Raw genomic sequence first — 14533 nt, forward strand, 5'->3', positions numbered from 1 at the left:
CGCGCTGCGCCAACACGCCGCCGCTGCGCCGATTTGGACGGAGAACATGACAACATCATTCTTGCCGGCGCTCAGCCGTCGGCGGCTGTTGACGACCGTGGCAGCGAGTTCTGTTGCGGTAATTGCCTCGCAATCCAACCGGCTGCATGCAGAAGCCGAATCACCAAAGGTCTCGCGGATTCGGCCAGCGCCGGCCGAAGTCTCGATGGTCGGCAACGACGCGCTGCGCACCCGTGTCTTGGCCTATGATGGCCTGGTACCGGGCCCCGTCCTTCGTCTTCGCCAGGGGACAATGTTGCGGGCGGTTGTCGAGAACGGATTGACCGAGGGCACCACGGTGCACTGGCACGGGATCCGTCTGCCGAACGCCATGGATGGCGTACCGGGCCTCACTCAGCCGACCATCCGGCCCGGCGGTCGCTTCGATTACGCGTTCAGTCCGCCCGACGCCGGCACCTTCTGGTATCATTCGCACGACGACAGCCTGGTGCAGATGGGTCGCGGGCTTGCCGGCCCGCTGATCGTCGAAGAACTCGAACCGCCGGCAGTGGACCGCGACCTGCTCTGGACGATCCAGGACTGGCGGCTGGAACCGGATGCCCAGATCGCGCCCGGCTTCAGCAACCGCATGGAAGCGGCGATGGACGGCCGGGTTGGCAACACCGTCACGATCAACGGCCGGCTGCCGGATAATCTGCGCGTCCGCGCCGGTGAGCGCGTGCGGCTGCGGCTGCTCAACGCCGCGATCGCCCGCATCATGGCGCTGCGCTTCGTGGGGCACAGTCCAATCGTCGTCGCCTTGGACGGACAGCCGTGTGACCCGCACGAACCGGCCGCCGGCCGGATCCTGCTCGGCCCCGCCATGCGTGCCGACGTCATGCTGGACATGCAGGGTGAGCCCGGCCGGTCATATCCTGTGGTGGACGACTTCTACGACAGACTCTCCTACACGCTGGTCCGTCTGTCCTACGATGCCGCCCCGCCGCTGCGCCCGCACCCCTCGGATGCACCACTCCGCCTGCCGCCCAATCCCGTGCCGCGTCCGGATCTGGCTACTGCGGTGTTCCACGACATCCGCCTGCAGGGCGGGATGATGAGCGGCACGGGCGGAGGCGGAATGATGGGCATGGGTGGGGGCGCCGCCTGGGGCATCAACGGCCAGTCGATGACCGGCGACGGCAGCGCCGACATGCCGCCGCTGTTCCGCATCGACCGCGGACGGAGCTGCATTCTGGACTTCCGCAACGAGACGGCCTGGTGGCACCCGATGCACCTGCACGGCCACAGTTTTTCAGTGCTCAAGCGCGACGGCGCGCCGGTGCCGCACGACGAGTGGGGCGACACAGTGCTGGTTCGCCCGCGCGAGAACGTGCGCGTTGCCTTCGTGGCCGACAATCCCGGCGATTGGATGCTGCATTGCCACGTCATGGAGCACCAGGCCGGCGGGCTCATGACGACCATCCGTGTGAGTTGAACAGGAGAACCAGACCATGACCCGACGGAAGTTTGCCGCACTGCTGATGGCGTCGACCACGTCGATGCCTGCGCTCCTCATGTCGCGAACCGTGCCCGCGGCTGAACCGATCCCGGTGACGCTGTATAAAAATCCGTCTTGCACCTGCTGCGAAGGTTACGCACAGTACCTCGGCCAGAACGGCTTCAAGGTGGACGTGAAGCCGACCAACGACCTCGCCGAGATCAGCCGCAAGGCCGGCGTCCCCGAGGAACTGGAAGGCTGTCACACCAGTTTCATCGGCGACTACGTCGTGGACGGACATGTTCCGGTAAAGACGATTCGCAAGCTGCTCGATGAGAAGCCAGCCATCGCCGGCATCACCCTGCCGGGCATGCCGTCCGGATCACCCGGCATGTTCGGAGAGAAGACCGGACCGCTGACGATCTACGCTGTGAGCCGCGATGGCACGCCACCGCGCGTCTTCGATGTGGATTAGGAGCGCGCGGACCATGCAGACAACCGTATCCGATCCGGCAGTCGCCCGACCGCTGTCGATCGCCCCGCCTGGCCGCGTGCGCCTTGTGCTTGGTGCCGCCGCGCTCGGCGTCATCGCCGTTGCCGCCGCGTGGCAATGGAGTTGGCTGGTCGCGATCGGCGCTGTCCCGCTGCTGTTCAGCGTCGCCCCCTGTGCCGCAATGTGCGGCCTCGGCCTGTGCATGCATGGCATGGGCGGCCGTGCGAGCGTGCCGGCGCAGCAGGGCGGACAGGCCGTTCGCGCGACTCTTGAAAATCTTCCAGCAACGCAGGAGAGGTAGCATGTGCGTCCGACAGACGTTGATCATCGCCGTGCTTGGCGCCGTGCTTGCCGCCGGGATTGGCGCCCTGATCGTGCCCGCGTTCGCGATGGGTCACGGCATGATGGGTGGCGGCATGATGTCCGGCGGTTGTGCCGGCATGATGCAGTCGATGAACGGCGGTGACGGCCGGCCGAACAGCCAGTGGCAGTCCCATGCGCCTGCCGCCGGGTCGGTGCCGGACTGAGATCATGCGAGCGCTGGAGACTGCGACAGGCAAGAGACTTCTCGGCACCCCGATGATCAGACGCGCCATCGTCCGCTATGCTATCGTCGCCGCCATTGGAAACCTCATGTGGGAGGTATTCCAGTTGCCGCTATTCACGCTGTGGCAGACCGCCCGTCCGGGTTACCTGGCTTTTGCGGTATTCCATTGCTGGGTTGGCGACTTGCTGATCACGTTGTTTTCTCTTGGATTGGGCGTCCTGGCCGTGGGGCGCTCCTGGCCGTCGCGGGACTACCTACAAGTTGCGATCGTCACGCTGCTTCTCGGGCTTGCCTACACTGTGTTCAGCGAGTGGCTGAACGTGGAGGTTCGCGGCAGTTGGGGCTATGCGTCCGCCATGCCTCGCGTGCCGCTACTCGGCACAGGGCTGTCGCCGCTGCTGCAATGGGTCGTCGTTCCGCTTGTCGCCTTCACCTGGGCGCGGCCGTCTATTGCCCTGACCGGGAGACCACGACCATGAAGCGCGCGCGGTTTCTTGCTACGCCGCTTGCTCTGCTCGGCCTGCTGGCTTTTCCGGGATCGTCCTTCGCCGCGGCGAGCGACTGGGCCAGCAATGCCCATGGAGCGGCGCGCCTGATTACAGCGGTCGAAGCGACCGGATCAGGCACACAGGTCGATGTGGGGCTGCAACTCCGCCTGACCCCTGGATGGCACACCTACTGGCGGACGCCGGGCGATGCCGGCATCCCGCCGACCATCGACTGGCAGGGTTCGGAGAATCTGGCTGGCGCCTGGATCGCCTGGCCGGCGCCAAGCCGTCTGCCGCCGCTCGGTGGCCTGGAGACGCTGGGCTACGTGGACGGCGTGGTGCTGCCGATCGCCGTCACACTGGCCCATCCCGGTGCACCGCTGCGTCTGCATGCCGAGGTGGATTATGCCTCCTGCAAGGACGTGTGCATCCCCTATCACGCGAGCCTGGACCTGACGCTGCCGGCCGGGCTTGCGCTGCCCGGCCCGGAAGCGCCGCTGATTGCGGCGGCGCGCGACCGCGTGCCGGGCGACTTTGCGTCCGCGCAGCTCAGGCTGCTCAATGCGGTCGTTGGACCCGGGGAGAATGGCGCCGTCCTATCCGTCCGGCTTGCCAGCACCGGGGCGGAGCTGCGAGCGCCCGACCTGTTCGTCGAAGGCGCGGCGAATGGCTCGCCTGCGCGCGCCGATATCGCGCTGGCAGACGCCGGCCGGGTGGCGACGTTGCGTGTGCCGATCCGGGGGATGACGGCCGACGCGCTGGCGGGACAGGCATTGCATCTGACCGTGGTCGATGGTCCGCGCGCCGCCGAGGCCGACGCCATCCCGCTGCTCGGCGCTTTGCCGCCTCGGCATGACCAATTTGGGCCGGGGCGGACGATGCGCGTTGCCATCATCGGCATCGCCCTGCTCGGCGGCCTGGTGCTGAACCTGATGCCCTGCATACTGCCGGTGCTGTCGCTGAAGCTGCTGGCGCTGGTCGGCTATGGCGGCGCCGAGCGCCGTGCGGCCCGTCTCGGCCTGCTCGCGACGGCCGCGGGGATCGTGGGCTCGTTCGGTGTGCTCGCGCTCGGCCTGATCGGGCTGAAGGCAACGGGAGCGGCGATCGGCTGGGGTATCCAGTTCCAGCAACCCTGGTTCCTCGCCGGCATGGCGCTGGTCACGACGCTGTTCGCCGCAAGCCTGTGGGACTGGCTGCCGCTGGCGCTGCCGGGCAGCGTGGCGGGCACGGTCGGCGCGGTGCGCGGGCGTGGCCGGTTCAGCGATGCGTTCCTGCTGGGCGCCTTCGCGACATTGCTCGCCGCTTCCTGCTCGGCGCCGTTCGTCGGCACGGCCATCGGCTTCGCGCTCACGGGCGGACCGCTGGACATCGCGCTGGTATTCGCCGCTCTCGGCCTCGGCATGGCGTCACCCTTCCTGGCCGTCGCAGTGGCGCCGGGGCTGGTGGGGTGGCTGCCACGGCCGGGGCCATGGATGGGCTGGCTCCGCCGCGCCCTCGGGCTGGCGCTGCTCGGCGCCGCCGCCTGGCTTGTCTCCGTGCTGGCGCTGGAATCCGGTGCGGCTTCGGCCCTGCTTGCCGGTATGGCACTCGCCGTCCTGCTCGGCGTGCTCGCCTGGCGTCACCGCCTGCCCTCGGGCCGCGGGCCTGCCGCAGCCGCGGCCGTGGTTCTGGCGACGGTCGCGGTGCTGGTCCCGGCGCTGCGCGGCCAGGCGGTGCCGATCGCGGCACCGGCACCGAATGCAGCCGCCCACCCGTGGCGGCCGTTCGATGAGGCGGGGCTGCACCGCCTGGTGGCGCAGCAGAAGGTCGTGTTCGTGGACGTGACCGCTGCCTGGTGCCTGACCTGCAAGGTCAACGAGCTGGCCGTACTGGACCGGGCGCCGGTCGCGGACCGGCTCCGCGCTCCCGGCGTGGTAACGATGCGGGCAGACTGGACTCGTCCCGATCCGGCCATCACCGCCTACTTGCAGAGTTTCGGCCGCTATGGCGTGCCGCTCGACGTGGTCTATGGACCGGACGCACCCGAGGGCATCGCGCTGCCCGAGCTGCTGACGCAAGACGCCGTGACGGACGCCTTCCGCCACGCCGGTGCCGCGCGCCGCCAGGAAGCCGTGCAATGAGCCTCTACCAGCGCCATGTGCTGCCCCGCCTTCTGCATCTGACAATGCGGCAGAAGCAGCTGCTGCCGTTCCGCCGGCGCGTGATCGGTGCGGCGGAAGGGCGGGTACTGGAGGTCGGCATCGGCTCGGGGATCAACCTGCCGCTGTATGGGCCGTCGGTCCGCACGGTGATCGGACTGGATCCGTCGCCCGAACTGCTGCGCATGGCCCGCGACCGCGCGGCGAGCGCACCGGTTCTCGTCGAGCTGCTCGAAGCGTCCGCCGAGGCGGTGCCGCTGGAGGCCGCCAGCATCGACACTGTGGTAACGACCTGGACGCTCTGCACCATCCCCGACGCGCATCGCGCGCTGGCCGAACTCAGGCGCGTGCTGAAGCCCGGCGGGACACTGCTGTTCGTCGAGCATGGGCGCGCGCCGGAGCCGGGTGTTGCACACTGGCAGGACCGGCTCGACCCGATCTGGCGGCGCATTGCCGGCGGCTGCCACCTCAACCGCAAGATCGACGACCTGATTGCCGGCAGCGGCTTTCGCATCGACGCGCTGGCGAATGCGCGGCTATCGGGGCCGAAGACCCACACTTTCCTCTATGAAGGCCGGGCGAGGCCGGCATGACGGGAGGACCAGCATGACCAGGACGCTCCGCATCATCCGCTGGACCACGCTCGGCGTGATCGTGCTGCTGGCACTCGGGATAGTGGTTCTGGAATTCGGCTCGGGCGGCGGCATAGGCGGGCTGATCCGGCCGGCCACTGAAGATGCGTCAGCAGGAACGGCCTCCATTCCGGCGGGCGTGTCGATCGGCGGCCCGTTCCATCTGACCGACGACAAGGGCCACACTGTCACCCAGGCCGACTATCGCGATCGCTGGATGCTCGTGTTCTTCGGCTATACCAACTGCCCCGACGAATGCCCGCTGACGTTGCAGAAGATGGCTGCCGCACTCAACAAGCTCGGGCCGCTCGCCGACAGGATCGCGCCGCTGTTCATCACCGTCGATCCTGCTCGCGATACGTCCGCCCGGCTAGCATCGTACCTCGCAAACTTCGATCCGCGGATTGTCGGCCTGACCGGCAGTGATGCGCAGATCGCCGAGGCGGCCAAGGCATATCGGGTGTACTACGCGCCGGCGCGGCATGAGGAATCTGGCGCCGATCTCGTCAGCCACTCGATCTTTCTGTACCTGATGGACCCGACTGGGAAGTTCAGCGCGCTGCTCCCGTCGGATGTCGATGCCGACAAGCTGGCTGCCATGCTGCGAGCAAAGCTGAAGGCGACGCCTTGAGCGCGCGAGAGCTATAGCCCAGTCCCGCCATGTCCTTCGTGCAGGCAATGCGCGTGCGACTGGTCGGCCAGCACCTCGATGACGTGGCATTCCGCCACGCGCCCGCGGCCGCACACGGCGACCATGCGCGCGAGTTCCGCCTCCAGCGTCCGCAGGCGAGCGATGCGGCTGCGCACCGCCGCCAGGTGCTCGCTGGCGATCGCATCCACCTCGGCGCAGGGCGCTGCGGATCGTCCGCCAGCGCTAGAGCGGTTTCACGGTGACCGTCTGTAGCCTGCGGCGGCGAGATAGTTACGGCACTCGTTTGGGGCGAAGTGGGCGAGGCAGTTGCCGATGGTTTGCCAGAGGGTGTCGTGCTGACGCGGCGCGGCGCTTCGGACGAGGTGCTTGAGTTTGGCGAACACCTGCTCGATGGGGTTCAGGTCGGGGCTGTAAGGCGGCAGGAAGAGCAGGCTGGCGCCACGCGCCTCGATCGCCTCGCGGACACCGCTGACCTTGTGACTGCCGAGATTGTCGGCGACGACGACGTCACCGGGCGCGAGCGTTGGTGCGAGGAACTGCTCGATGTAGGCGCGGAAGCTGCGGCCGTTGATCGCACCGTCGAGCACCAACGGGGCGACGATCCGATCGTGACGCAGGCCGGCGAGGAAGGTGCTGGTCTTCCAATGGCCGTGCGGTACCGCGGCCACCAAGCGCTGACCGCGCGGGGCGCGGCCGCGCAGCCGGGTCATGTTCGTCTTGGTCCAGGTTTCGTCGAGAAAGACCAGCCGATCCGGGCTCAGCCGTCGCTGCAGGTCACGCCACTGTCGGCGGGCTTCGGCGACATCGGCGCGGGCTTGCTCGGCAGCATGGAGCGTCTTTTTTTCAGCGTCAGCCCGAGCCGGGCGAGGGTGTTCCACATCAGGCCCATGCTCGCCGTCGTCCCATGTGCCTCGCGCAACCACGCCCGTAGCTCGTTGAGCGTCGCGTCAGGGCGCTCACGAACATGGGCAGCGATGGCGTCGTGCAGCCCGGCGAGTTGTCGCTGCATCCGGCAGCGTTGCGGCCGCGCCGTCATCTCGGCAGCTCGATCACGCCGCTGCCGCGCCTTCACCACGTAGGACACGCTGACGCCGAAGCGCTCGGCCGTCTCACGCGCGCTGCCAGAGGCCGATAACACCCGCAGCCGTAGGTCCGTCGAGTACGCCTGCCCGTTCCGCCACGCCATCTTATGCCTCCGGTCCATGCCGGAGACCCATGAATCACAGAATAGCCCCGCGCCGGAACCCCCAGCCGCGATTCAGGTCACCATGAAACCGCTCTAGCAGCGCCCGCACATCCTCCAGCGGAAAGCCAAGTTCGCGGGCGTGGCGGATGAAGGCGAGGCGGTCGAGATGGGTCCGGGTATAGAGGCGATGCCCACCTGCCGTCCGCACGGGTGCGGGCATGATCCCGTCGCGCTCGTACCAGCGGATCGTCTCGACCTTCGTGCCGGTCTGCCGAGCCAGATCGCCGATCGCATAGACCGCACCGCTCATCGTCGCGTTCCTCGCGCTGTGGCCACTCCCAGCAGTGCGGCCATCGCGATCACGCCCTTCGTTGTGTTCATCTGAGCCAGTTTGGAACTCCATCATGTGGCCTTCCTGATCTGCGGCGAGGGAGGGTGACGCGCCGTTCTCACTCGGCAGGAAGTGCCGCCTGCTTACGAGCAGGGGCAGGTGCTTCGACGCGGTGAGGCAGCCGCCATCCTTTGACGATCGCGTAGATCGCAGGGATGACGAGGAGGGTGAGGAGGGTGGACGAGACCATCCCTCCCACCATGGGGACGGCGATGCGCCGCATGACCTCCGAACCGGTGCCGGTGCTCCACAGGATAGGCAACAGCCCCGCCATGATCGCCACGACCGTCATCATCTTCGGCCGCACCCGCTCCACGGCGCCGTGCATGATGGCCCGGCGCAGGTCGGCGCGGCTGAGCGGTACCCCTTCGAGCAATCGCTGCTGCCTGATCTCGGCAAGCGCGTGGTCGAGGTAGATCAGCATGACCACACCGGTCTCCGCCGCGACACCAGCAAGCGCGATGAAGCCGACGGCGACAGCGACACTCATGTTGTAGCCCAACAGCCACATCAGCCACGCGCCACCGACGAGTGCAAAGGGCACGGAAAGCATCACAATAAACGTCTCCGTCAGCCGTCCGAAGTTGAGGAACAGCAGTACCATGATCACCACCAGTGTCGCCGGAACCACGATCTTCAGCTTGGCTTCGGCGCGCTGGAGGTACTCGAACTGGCCGCTCCATTCGATGTGATAGCCCGCCGGCATCTTCACCTGCTCGGCCACCTTGCGCGACGCCTCGGCGACGTAGCCGCCAAGATCGCGCCCTTGGAGGTCGACATAGATGTAGGCGACGGGCTGCGCGTTCTCCGTGCGGATGCTCGGCGGACCTGTGGTGACGTGGATGCTGGCGACTTGGCCAAGCGGGACCATGGCGCCCCCCATCGTCGGGACCAGGACTTGGTTCGCGATGGCCCTGGGGTCGTCGCGCAGGCCGCGCGGGTAGCGCACGTTCACGCCGTAGCGCTCGCGGCCCTCGACTGTCGTGGTGACCGTCTCGCCGCCGAGGGCGGTCGCCACCACCTTCTGCACGTCTTCCACCGACAGGCCGTAGCGGGCAGCGGCCTGTCGGTCCGGTTCGATCTCGACGTAGTGCCCACCCTCCAGCCGCTCAGCGAAGGCGCTCGTAGTGCCGGGCACGTCATGAACGACATGTTCGACCTCCGTCGCCAGACGCTCCAGCTCATGCAGGTCCGGGCCGAACACCTTCACGCCGACCGGGGTGCGGATGCCGGTCGAGAGCATGTCGATGCGCGCCTTGATCGGCATGGTCCAGGCGTTGCTGACACCGGGGAACTGCAAGGCCGCGTTCATCTTGGCGATGAGCTGGTCGAGCGTCTTGCCCGCTGGCCACTCGCTCGGGGGTTTCAGGTTGACGACCGTCTCGCTCATTTCGACCGGTGCCGGATCTGTCGCCGTCATCGCGCGGCCTGCCTTGCCGAACACGGACTCGACCTCGGGAAACGACTTGATGATACGATCCTGAGTTTGCAGGAGCTCGGCGGCCTTGGTGACGGACAGACCCGGTAGGGTCACCGGCATGAACAGCAGCGTCCCCTCGTTGAGGCTCGGCATGAACTCGCTGCCGAGCTGCAAGGCGGGCCACACCGTGGCACCCAGGATAGCGATGGCGGCGACCACGGTGAGTGCCGGAATACGGAGGACGAGGCGGATCACCGGGCGGTAGAGCCAGATCAGCGCCCTGTTGATGGGGTTTTTCGCCTCGGGAATGATGTGTCCGCGCACGAAGAACAGCATCAACACCGGCACGAGCGTGATTGAAAGGAGAGCGCCGCCGGCCATTGCGAAGGTCTTGGTGTAGGCGAGCGGCTTGAACAGCCGCCCCTCCTGGTCCTCGAGCGCGAACACCGGCAGGAACGCAGCGACGATCACCAGCAGGCTGAAGAATAGCGAGGGACCGACTTCCTTGGCGGCGGCGATCAGCGCCGGGCCGCGCGGTTCACCGGGCTTGAGTCGCTCGACGTGCTTGTGGGCATTCTCGATCATGACGATCGCCGCGTCCACCATCGCGCCGAGAGCAATGGCGATACCGCCCAAGCTCATGATGTTGGAGCCGATGCCGAGCGCGTACATTCCTATGAAGGCCATCAATATGCCGATCGGCAGCGTCAGGATCGCCACCAACGCGCTGCGGAAATGCAGCAGGAAGATCACGCACACGGCGGCGACGATCAGGCTTTCCTCCACAAGCGTGTGCTTGAGCGTGTGGATGGCGCCGTCGATGAGTTGAGAGCGGTCGTAGACGGGCGCGATCGAGACGCCCTGTGGCAGGCCCGGCTTTATCTCCGCCAGCTTGGCCTTGATGTTGTTGATGGTCGTCAACGCATCCGCGCCGTCCCGCTTCAAGGCGATACCGCCGACCACCTCGCCGGTGCCGTTCATCTCGGCGATGCCGCGCCGCTCGTCCGGGCCGAGCTCGATCCGCGCCACGTCCTTCAGCAGCACGGGCGTGCCGGAGCCGCTCGGATCGGCCTTTAGCACGACGTTACCGAGGTCCTTCATGTTGCGCAGATAGCCCCGACCGCGGACCATGTACTCGGTCTCGCTCATCTCGATCGTGCGGCCGCCTACGTCGTTGTTGCTCGCCCGGATCGCGTCCGACACGCGGTCGAGAGGAATGCCGAACGCTTGCAGCTTTCTTGGATCGACGACGACCTGATATTGCTTTTCGAAGCCGCCGACGCTGGCGACCTCAGACACGCCTTTCGCCGTCACGAGATCATAGCGTACGATCCAGTCCTGAATGCTGCGCAACTCGGCCAAAGTGCGCTGCGCCCCGAGGACGACGTACTCGTATACCCAGCCAACACCGCTCGCATCCGGCCCGAGCGCGGGTGTCACGCCCGCTGGCAGGCGCTTGGCAGCGAAGTTCAGGTATTCCAGGACACGCGAGCGCGCCCAGTACAGGTCGGTGCCGTCGTCAAACACGACGTAGACGAACGAAAGTCCGAAGTCGGAGAACCCGCGCACGACTTTGGCATGCGGTACCGCCAACAGTGCCGTGGTCAGAGGATAGGTGACCTGATCCTCGACCACCTGCGGCGCCTGGCCCGGGTACTCGGTATAGACGATGACCTGAGTGTCCGAGAGATCAGGGAGAGCGTCGAGCGGCGTGTTGGCGATCGACCACACGCCAATACCAACCACAAAAAAAGTCGCGAGCAGCACCAAAATCTTATTGATCGCACAAAGGTCGATGAGGCGGCCGATCATGGGGTGGCTCCCTGCTGAGTGGGCTTCGTCTTGTCGCCGTCCGCAAAACCCTGCAGCGCGGCCCGCAGGTTGCTCTCAGCGTCGATCAGGAAGTTGGCGCCGACCACGACGCGATCGCCCGGCTTGATGCCGCCGAGAACCTGCACCCAGTCGTCGCCGTGTACGCCGAGCTGCACCGGCCTCGGCTCAAACCGACCTTCACCGCGCGCAACCAGCACGATTTGCCTCGTGCCACTGTCGAGAACGGCGGAGTTGGGCACCGACAGCACCGGTTCGCCCGCCGCTGCCGCGTCAATCTGCACGTTTGCGAACATCGCGGCGCGCAGCGCGCCGTCGGGATTGGGGAGCACGATGCGCACGCGGGCCGTGCGGGTCTCGGCAGACAACGTCGGATAGATAAAATCGACGCGACCCTCGAAGGTTCGGCCTGGGAACGCGACGAAGGTTGCGCGCGCACCCTCTCCGGGTACGATCGCACCCAAATCCTGCTCCTGTACTTGCGCGATCAGCCACAGGTTCGACAGGTCGGCGGTCTTGTAGAGCGCTTCCCCGGCGTCCACCCGCATGCCTTGCTGAACGGGCTTATCGATGACGACGCCGTCGGCCTGGGCCATGACGGCGATACGCCGGGCTGGCCGACCAGACCGGCGCAAGCGTGCAATTTCATCGTCCGGAATGTCGAGGGCACGCAGGCGCTGGACGGACGCTGCGCCCACGGCGCCCCCCATACGGGCAGCAACGAGATACTCGTCCTCGGACGCGACCATCTCGGGCGAATAGATCTCGGCCAGGACCTGGCCGCGCTTGACCGGATCACCGGTCGCAGCCACGGCGAGGTGCTCAAGCCAGCCCGGCACGCGCGTCGTGACCGTCACCAGGTGCCGCTCGTCGAACTGCAGGATTCCAGTCGCGCGAACGCTGCGTGCGCTGGCCGGTCGCATCTCGGCCGCTTCAGTGCGCACGCCGAGGGTTTGCAAGCGGCCGGGTGTGATCCGGACAGTACCGGGTGGGTCGTCCTGGGTATCCTCGTCGGCATAGACGGGCAAGTAGTCCATGCCCATCGAGTCCTTCTTGGGCTTGGGCGAGGTGTCCGGCAGCCCCATGGGATTGCGATAGTAAAGAACGCGGTGATCCCGGCCGCCGGCCGGTTTTGCGGGTGCTGCCGGTTCGGCCGCCGCCTGCGGAGCCGGGCCATCCTCGAACACCGGTTTGTAGTCCCGCCCGTCTGCCGTCCTCTTGGGGCCGTCAGCGTAGAACGGCTTACCGTCAGGGTCCTGGTAGAACAGCGGTTGGCGGGGGGTATCATCAGCGCGAGCAAAGCCGACAATGGCCAAGCCGATCAGTGTCAACGCCAGAAACAAATGCCGCATCACAGGTCCCCACCGATCAGGCGTTCAATCGCGGCCAGCTCGACCTGCTCGTCGAGTTGCGTCTGGAGGAGCCGAAGCTCGACGTCGTGCATCTGGTGCTCGGCGGTGATGGCGGCGGTCAGCTCGCCTCTGCCCTGGCTGTAGTTGGCCAGAACTGTCTGGAAGGCAGCCCGCGCCTGCGGCATCGCCTCTTTGCGCAATAGCGCCTCCGTCGAGCGGGCTGCCCGCAGCTTGGCGACGGCCTCGCCCAGGGCGCCCTCGATCTCCAGCCGATCTGCATCGTAGCGTTGCTGCGTCGCGCCAAGCTGCGCCGCTGCCTCCCGCTGCCCGGCTGCTTCACGTCCCCAAGGGAGCGGGATGTTAAGCCCAACCGTTGCCGCGAAACCGACCGGCTGGTTGTTGGTTTGGATCAGAGGCCCCGCGCCGATCGTCACGTCCGGATACCAGGCTTTGTCCGCGAGGGTACTGCGGGTGCGAGCCGCTTGGATCGCCGCGTTGCTTGCCGACAAGGTGGGGTTGGCCGCGCGGGCGCGATCGATCAGGGCTGCCAGAACAGGCTCCGAAGCGGGAAGGGGCTTGAGACGCTGCGGCTCAGCGAGCGGTGCATCCGCGGATCGTCCGACCAGAGTGTTCAGTCGCGCACGGGCTGCACTCTTCACGCCCTCCAGCCTCACGGCCTCGATCTTCGCCGTCGTCTCCTCGCCGAGCGCCTGGATGACGGCAACTTGGTCGCCGCCACCCTGACCGTAGCGTGCGGAGGCTGCAGCACGCATACGTCGCCCGAGCCCCGCGATTTCCTGATTTACTGCGATGTCGCGACTGGTCAGGTAGTACTGCGCGTAGGCGACCTTGATCTTTTCGTCGAGTTCGTCCTGCGCGGCCCGCTCCCGGCCGCGGCTCGCATCGACATCGGCCATGGCTGCCTGCCGGCGCAGGCTGCGCTTGCCCCATAGTGGGAAGGCCTGGGTCAGCATCACGGTGTGCGCGCTGAAGACTCCGGGGTCCTTGTAGTAGGTATAGCTGTCGGTGATGGTCGGGTCGTCGAGCGCGTCGGCCCCCCCGGCCTTGGCGGCGGCGGCCTCCGTGTCGAGGGCCGCAGCCCGCAGTCCAGGGCTGAGGTGGCGCCCCGCACTCAGCAATCCGTCAACGGTCGTGCCTAACAGAGCGTCTGCCGACTGGGCGTGGGCGGGTGCATAGGCAAGCAGGCCAGCCACCAGCGTTACGCCTGCGCCGAGCCGCCAACAGGCCGACATGCGCGGCCGACGAACGACAGAATGAGTCACAGCCTCGTTCCACTTTGTGAGTTCAGCACAACGCCATCGGCGGGGAGGCAGGCCTGACCGAGGCTGGTAATTTCGTCCGCAGACTCGACACCATTCGCCGCAGCGCGCATGGCGATCTGGAGGGATGGCCACACCCAATCCATCGCCGCTCTGATCACCTGTTCCATTCGCACTCGGTCCTCGTCGGCGAGTGCGCCGTCATGCTGCAGGTTCGGCAGCGTCAGCCGTGACAACATGAGGCTCAGTCCCTTCGCGATCTCAATGTGTCTGTCGGTCAGCATCACTTGAATGGACGCCTTGATAGGCTCAGAACATGTCGTCTCGCTTTCGATGCTTACTTCGACAATCACCCGATATCCGGTCTTCGCAATGCTGAAGCCAAGCGGAGCGTGATTGCCCGTCCAGCCACTTTGCTCAGCCCAATGACCGATTTCAGACAAGGTGAAGTTCATCGCCACGTCGACCGGTTCGTGCAGAGCTTCGATGGAGAATGCTGCCCTGGCTGGCACGGAGGGGGCGGTTGCGTTCAGCCAAAGGCTCGAAGCCGGCTCGCTCGCCGGGGCACCCAGCAGAGCGTCGGCTGGTTGGGCAAGCGCCGGGACACAGGCAACCAGGCTGCCCGCCAGCATCCCCGCGCCGCACTG

The 14533-nt window shown here is 66.8% G+C and carries 14 protein-coding genes and 1 pseudogene; 8 read left to right on the forward strand and 7 right to left on the reverse strand.

Annotated elements, in window-relative coordinates:
* The first annotated feature begins 46 nt into the window (after positions 1 to 46).
* Genes DEF76_RS02310 through DEF76_RS02345 form a run of 8 tightly spaced genes read left to right on the forward strand, consistent with a single transcriptional unit; the run spans position 47 to position 6406 of the window.
* A complete protein-coding gene (locus tag DEF76_RS02310; RefSeq protein WP_114910942.1) occupies positions 47 to 1474 on the forward strand; it encodes a multicopper oxidase family protein in 1428 nt (475 codons plus the stop codon).
* A gap of 16 nt (positions 1475 to 1490) precedes the next feature.
* The gene (locus DEF76_RS02315; RefSeq protein WP_114910943.1) at positions 1491 to 1952 is read left to right on the forward strand and encodes a DUF411 domain-containing protein; all 462 of its coding nucleotides are present in this window, start codon (positions 1491 to 1493) and stop codon (positions 1950 to 1952) included.
* Between the two features lie 13 nt (positions 1953 to 1965).
* On the forward strand, positions 1966 to 2271 hold the full coding sequence (locus tag DEF76_RS02320; RefSeq protein ID WP_205216080.1) for a hypothetical protein: 306 nt from the start codon (positions 1966 to 1968) through the stop codon (positions 2269 to 2271).
* A 1-nt stretch (position 2272) separates the two neighbouring features.
* On the forward strand, positions 2273 to 2497 hold the full coding sequence (locus DEF76_RS02325; RefSeq protein ID WP_114910944.1) for a hypothetical protein: 225 nt from the start codon (positions 2273 to 2275) through the stop codon (positions 2495 to 2497).
* A 4-nt stretch (positions 2498 to 2501) separates the two neighbouring features.
* Positions 2502 to 2996 carry a hypothetical protein gene (locus DEF76_RS02330; RefSeq protein ID WP_162800446.1) on the forward strand — a complete coding sequence of 165 codons (495 nt, stop codon included), beginning with the start codon at positions 2502 to 2504 and terminating at the stop codon, positions 2994 to 2996.
* Positions 2993 to 5125, forward strand: a complete 2133-nt coding sequence (locus tag DEF76_RS02335; RefSeq protein ID WP_114910946.1) for a protein-disulfide reductase DsbD family protein — start codon at positions 2993 to 2995, stop codon at positions 5123 to 5125. Before DEF76_RS02330 ends, DEF76_RS02335 begins: the two co-directional genes overlap by 4 nt.
* The gene (locus DEF76_RS02340; protein ID WP_114910947.1) at positions 5122 to 5736 is read left to right on the forward strand and encodes a class I SAM-dependent methyltransferase; all 615 of its coding nucleotides are present in this window, start codon (positions 5122 to 5124) and stop codon (positions 5734 to 5736) included. Before DEF76_RS02335 ends, DEF76_RS02340 begins: the two co-directional genes overlap by 4 nt.
* Positions 5737 to 5749: 13 nt before the next feature.
* Entirely contained in the window at positions 5750 to 6406 is a 657-nt protein-coding gene (locus tag DEF76_RS02345; protein WP_114910948.1) for an SCO family protein, read from the forward strand.
* Between the two features lie 11 nt (positions 6407 to 6417).
* Here the strand turns inward: DEF76_RS02345 and DEF76_RS02350 are convergent.
* The 7 genes and pseudogenes from DEF76_RS02350 to DEF76_RS02380 all read right to left on the reverse strand — a co-directional run.
* Positions 6418 to 6624, reverse strand: a pseudogene (locus DEF76_RS02350) (MerR family DNA-binding protein); the annotation flags it as partial.
* Positions 6625 to 6660: 36 nt separating this feature from the next.
* A protein-coding gene (locus DEF76_RS02355) for an IS630 family transposase (RefSeq protein ID WP_408842812.1) occupies positions 6661 to 7613 on the reverse strand; the annotation gives its coding sequence in 2 pieces (ribosomal slippage) (positions 6661 to 7269 and positions 7272 to 7613; 951 coding nt in all).
* A gap of 34 nt (positions 7614 to 7647) precedes the next feature.
* Complete coding sequence (locus DEF76_RS02360) at positions 7648 to 7923, reverse strand: MerR family transcriptional regulator (protein ID WP_114910950.1); 276 nt, start codon at positions 7921 to 7923, stop codon at positions 7648 to 7650.
* A gap of 139 nt (positions 7924 to 8062) precedes the next feature.
* On the reverse strand, positions 8063 to 11236 hold the full coding sequence (locus tag DEF76_RS02365; RefSeq protein ID WP_114910951.1) for an efflux RND transporter permease subunit: 3174 nt from the start codon (positions 11234 to 11236) through the stop codon (positions 8063 to 8065).
* The gene (locus DEF76_RS02370; RefSeq protein WP_114910952.1) at positions 11233 to 12606 is read right to left on the reverse strand and encodes an efflux RND transporter periplasmic adaptor subunit; all 1374 of its coding nucleotides are present in this window, start codon (positions 12604 to 12606) and stop codon (positions 11233 to 11235) included. The genes DEF76_RS02365 and DEF76_RS02370 overlap by 4 nt, the downstream gene beginning before the upstream one ends.
* Complete coding sequence (locus DEF76_RS02375; protein ID WP_162800447.1) at positions 12606 to 13820, reverse strand: TolC family protein; 1215 nt, start codon at positions 13818 to 13820, stop codon at positions 12606 to 12608. Before DEF76_RS02375 ends, DEF76_RS02370 begins: the two co-directional genes overlap by 1 nt.
* Positions 13821 to 13885: 65 nt before the next feature.
* Positions 13886 to 14518, reverse strand: a complete 633-nt coding sequence (locus DEF76_RS02380; RefSeq protein WP_162800448.1) for a hypothetical protein — start codon at positions 14516 to 14518, stop codon at positions 13886 to 13888.
* Positions 14519 to 14533 lie beyond the last annotated feature (15 nt).

This window comes from Acidibrevibacterium fodinaquatile (assembly GCF_003352165.1).
Taxonomy (GTDB): domain Bacteria; phylum Pseudomonadota; class Alphaproteobacteria; order Acetobacterales; family Acetobacteraceae; genus Acidibrevibacterium; species Acidibrevibacterium fodinaquatile.